The following is a 3,677-nucleotide window of genomic DNA, read 5'->3' on the forward strand; positions in this document are numbered from 1 at the left end:
CGGGACTTCTGGCCCTTGATCCCGCGCCCGGCGGTCTTGCCCTTGCCCGAACCCGGGCCGCGCGCCACGCGCTTCTTCTTCTTCGCCGCGCCTTCGTTGTCGGCGAGTTCATGCAGTTTCATGTCGCTTCTCCTTGCCGGATGTGCCCCCGAAGCGAGAACGGGACACCCACGGCTTTTCTTGATTCTCATGGCCAGGATCGGCCACCGGGGGGCGATACAGCACGGGCCCCCGAAAAGCAAGGGCGAGGCTGTCCACGGTGGACAACCTTGCCTTTTCCTTTCTATCCCAACGGGTTGCCAGATTCCGTTAGGCTGGTGTTAACTTCTCGAGAGTCGGGGCACGCCCCGATCCTCAGGAGGGTTGCGGCCAGACGAAGCTGGGCTGGAGGCCGGAATAGACCGGGCGGCCGTCCTGCGGGGCCGGATAGCCCTTCGTCTCGTCCCAGAAGGCGTGGTAGGTGGCCTTGGGGAACTTGGCATCGTCGTAGCCCATGACGTTCGGCACGGCCACGCGGATGCGGCCCTGCTTGTCGTCCAGCATCAGGACCGCGCCGCAATCGGTGCAGAGGCAGATCTCCAGCGGGCCGTCCGGGTTCTGCGCATTGAAGGGGACGCGCTTCATCTTCTCGGGGTGGTCGGCCTGGATGTCGCCGTGGTTGAAGAAGGCAACGTGGGTGGTGTGCTGGCCGGTCACCGACTTGCAGACGTTGCAGTGGCATTCGTGATTGTCGATCGGCTCGGCACTGGCGGTCACATGAACGTGCTGGCAGCCGCCGGCATAATGCGTGGTCATGGGTGGTTCCTCCCGGTTCGCGACCCCCTGCCCCTCCTCGGGCCGGGTTGAGTCGTCGGGACGAGACTATCACCCGGCGGATCGAAATCGAGACTTTCGCTGAGTCTCGGCAAGACGCACCCCTGGCGCGGCACTATGCTGTGCGCATGGAGCGCGGCTGCCCTTGCCGCGACAGTCGGAGCCAACCATGGACAAGACAGCTTCCGCCCGATCCGGGCACAGCCTGCCGCCTTCGCTCTGGGCCGACACGGCGCCAGCCTTTCCGGCCCAACCCGCGCTGTCGGGCGCGGCGAGATGCGATGTCGCCATCATCGGCGGAGGCTTCACCGGCCTGCGCTGCGCGCTGGCGCTGGCGGAGGCCGGGGTCTCGGTCCGGGTGCTGGAGGCGCGTGACATCGGCTATGGCGCCTCGGGGCGAAGCGGCGGACAGGTCAATCCGATCCTGCGCAAGACGGTCGAGGCCGTCCGGCTGGAGGTGGGGCCGCGGATCGGCGATACGCTGGTGCGGTTGACGCTGTCCTCGGCCACCGACCTTTTCCGGGACATAGAGCACTATGGCATCGACTGCGACCCGGTGCAGAAGGGGTGGCTGCAGGTTGCCCACAGCCCGGCGATGCTGCACAAGCTGCAAGGCCTGCGCGACAGCTGGACCGCTGCGGGCGGCGACATCGCGCAGCTGGACGCGGCAGAGGTTCAGGACTGGTCCGGGGCGCAGGGTTATGTCGGCGGGCTTTACCACCCCACAGCCGGGCATGTGCAGCCGCTGTCGCTGGTGCGCGGCCTGGCCCGGGCGGCGCTGGTGCGCGGAGCGGTGATTCACGAGCGCAGCCCCATCACCACACTGGACCGGGCAGAGGGAGGGCGCTGGCACCTTGCCACCGCGACGGGCGGGCAGTTGAGTGCCGAGCGGGTGGTGCTGGCCACCAACGGCTATACCGACAGGCTCTGGCCCGGCCTGCGCGCGACGATCCTGCCTTTCGTCTCGATCCAGGCCGCCACCGAGCCGCTGACCCCTGCACAGCGCGCCGCCATCCTGCCGCGTGGCACCACGATTGCCGACACGCGCCGGTCGATCATCTATGGCCGCTACGACCGGGACTTCCGTTTGTCGATCGGCTGCATGGGCAGTTTCCCAGAGAACCCCGAGGCGCTTGGCGCGTTCGGGCGCCTGCGCCGTGGGGTCGAGCGCACCTTTCCCGCGCTTCGTGGGATCGCCTGGGAACGCAAATGGGGCGGCTACATCGCCCTGACGACGGATGCCCTGCCCCATCTGCACGAACCCGCGCCGGGGCTTTACATCGGACTGGGGTTCAATGGGCGTGGCGTGGCGATGGCATCGGTCATGGGCCGTGCGCTGGCCGCTGCCCTGCTGGGCGTGGACAGGGCCGACCTGCCCTTCCCGGTGACACCGTTGAAGGCGGTTCCGCTGCATCGGCTGCTGAACGCGATCCTGCCCGCCGCGCCGCCGCTGATGGCGCTGGCCGACCGGCTGGACAACTGGCGCGGCTAACGGAAACGCCCCCGCGGGTTGCGCGAGGGCGTTTGATGGGGATGGTGAGCAGATTGCCCACTCTACCTGTGCGTCGGAGAGCCGGGGGGAGCCCCGACCTACCCGCGCTCTTCGACGATCACGACCAGGTGGCTGATCGCGTTCACCATGCCGCGGACGGAAGGGGTGTCCTCCAGCTCGCGGGTGCGGTTCAGCTTGTTCAGGCCGAGGCCCTTCAGCGTTGCGGTCTGCACGGCCGGACGGCGCGCGGCGGAGCGGACCTGCTTCACGACGATGGTCTTCTTCGCGGTGTCGGATTTCTTGGCAGCCATGCTCAGGCCTCCACGGTTTCGGCTTCGGGCTTGCGGAGGATTTCCGCAACCTTCTTGCCACGACGCGCGGCGACCGAACGGGGCGAGGCTTCGTGCTTCAGCCCGTCGATGGTGGCGCGGATCATGTTGTAGGGGTTCTGGCTGCCGATGGACTTCGCGACGACGTCCTGGATCCCCAGCATTTCGAACACGGCGCGCATCGGGCCGCCGGCGATGATGCCGGTACCGGCCACGGCGGTGCGCATCACGACCTTGCCGGCGCCGTGGCGGCCTTCCATGTCGTGATGGAGCGTGCGGCTGTCCTTCAGCGCGACGCGGATCATCGAGCGCTTGGCCTGTTCGGTGGCCTTGCGGATCGCCTCCGGCACTTCCTTGGCCTTGCCCTTGCCGAAGCCGACGCGACCGCGCTGGTCACCGACGACGACGAGTGCCGCAAAGCCGAAGCGCTTGCCACCCTTGACGGTTTTCGAGACGCGGTTGATCGCGACCAGACGGTCGGCGAATTCCGGGGTTTCTTCCGGGCGGTTGTCGCGACGGTCGTCACGACGCTCCCGGCGGTTCTCACGTTCTGCCATATGGCAATTCCTTCGTGGTGGCACGTCGTGCCGTTAAAGCCAATCCTGGTGGGTGCCGCTGGGACACCCCCGGATCATCGGGGCGGCATCGCTGCCGCCCGCCTAGTCGTAGTTTGTCCGCCTACGCGGACGGGTCAGAACTTCAGACCGCCTTCGCGGGCCGCATCGGCAAGCGCCTTGATCTTGCCGTGGAAGAGGAAGCCCCCACGGTCGAAGTAGCACTCTTCGACACCGGCCTTCTTGGCCCGCTCGGCAATCGCCGCGCCGACCTTGGCCGAAGCTTCCACATTGTTCTTGCCGACCACGCCGAGGTCTTTCTCCAGCGTGGAGGCGGCGGCAATCGTCACACCCTTCACGTCGTCGATCAGCTGGACGCTGATGTTCTTCGACGAGCGGTGCACCGACAGCCGCAGACGACCATGCGAGGTCGCCTTGATCTTGTTCCGGACGCGCAGGCGGCGCTTGAGGAACAGCTCGCGTTTTTTC

Annotated in this window: 5 protein-coding genes and 1 pseudogene; 1 reads left to right on the forward strand and 5 read right to left on the reverse strand. The window is 67.2% G+C overall.

The window, feature by feature from the left end:
- Positions 1-122, reverse strand: a pseudogene (locus tag JNJ68_RS15120) (50S ribosomal protein L15); the annotation flags it as partial.
- 232 nt (positions 123-354) lie between these two features.
- On the reverse strand, positions 355-795 hold the full coding sequence (locus JNJ68_RS15125; RefSeq protein ID WP_294983332.1) for a GFA family protein: 441 nt from the start codon (positions 793-795) through the stop codon (positions 355-357).
- A 187-nt stretch (positions 796-982) separates the two neighbouring features.
- On the opposite strand from JNJ68_RS15125, the gene JNJ68_RS15130 reads away from it, so the two are divergent.
- Positions 983-2,305, forward strand: coding sequence for an FAD-dependent oxidoreductase (locus JNJ68_RS15130; RefSeq protein ID WP_294983334.1), 1,323 nt, complete (start codon positions 983-985; stop codon positions 2,303-2,305).
- 98 nt (positions 2,306-2,403) lie between these two features.
- Here JNJ68_RS15130 and rpmD read toward each other — a convergent pair whose 3' ends face one another.
- The 3 genes from rpmD to rplR form a co-directional block, all read right to left on the reverse strand.
- Positions 2,404-2,616, reverse strand: a complete 213-nt coding sequence (gene rpmD / locus JNJ68_RS15135; protein WP_294983336.1) for a 50S ribosomal protein L30 — start codon at positions 2,614-2,616, stop codon at positions 2,404-2,406.
- Between the two features lie 2 nt (positions 2,617-2,618).
- The gene (rpsE, locus tag JNJ68_RS15140; protein WP_294983338.1) at positions 2,619-3,191 is read right to left on the reverse strand and encodes a 30S ribosomal protein S5; all 573 of its coding nucleotides are present in this window, start codon (positions 3,189-3,191) and stop codon (positions 2,619-2,621) included.
- A gap of 134 nt (positions 3,192-3,325) precedes the next feature.
- Positions 3,326-3,677 (reverse strand): 50S ribosomal protein L18 (gene rplR, locus JNJ68_RS15145; protein ID WP_294975999.1); only part of this gene is annotated, 352 nt, incomplete at its 5' end.

The organism is Tabrizicola sp., from assembly GCF_016793705.1.
Taxonomy (GTDB): domain Bacteria; phylum Pseudomonadota; class Alphaproteobacteria; order Rhodobacterales; family Rhodobacteraceae; genus Tabrizicola.